At 50.7% G+C, this 550-nt stretch carries 1 protein-coding gene; it reads right to left on the reverse strand.

Annotated features, from left to right (window positions below; genetic code table 11):
- Positions 1-550: methyl-accepting chemotaxis protein (locus tag R7040_RS29115; RefSeq protein WP_318097997.1), on the reverse strand; the 550-nt coding region annotated here is incomplete at both ends.

Here is a 550-nt window from a genome sequence, read left to right on the forward strand (position 1 = left end):
TGCAACAGCGTTATTGGTGCGCTCTAGATTTTCCGTCACCATCGAGACAATCTCATCTGTCGTGGTATTGGTGCGCATGGCAAGCTGGCGTACTTCATCGGCAACCACCGCGAAACCGCGTCCATGATCGCCGGCACGAGCAGCTTCTATTGCCGCGTTGAGCGCCAACAAGTTCGTTTGGTCAGCAATTCCGCTAATGCTATTCACCAGTTCACTAATTTTCGATGAGTGTGCTTTCAAATCTTCAATGGCGGCGTTGGCTTGCTGCATTTGCTCTGAAAGGGTCTGCATTTTCTCAAGGGTAGAACCGATTACTTGACGGCCTTGGACGGTTTGAGTGCCCGTTTCCTGAGATACTTCATTCGCCAACTGCGCCGCTTGCGCCATGGATTGCTCTTGAAGCACTTGCTGAGTAATGTTGGTCGCAAACTTGACCACTTTGTACAGCTCGCCTCTGTCGTTATGGATCGGGTTGTAAGAAGCTTCCAACCACACGACTGAGCCATATTGGTCTACGCGTTTGAATCGGTCGGTAACAAACTGCCCACTT

This window comes from Vibrio sp. 1069 (assembly GCF_033340555.1).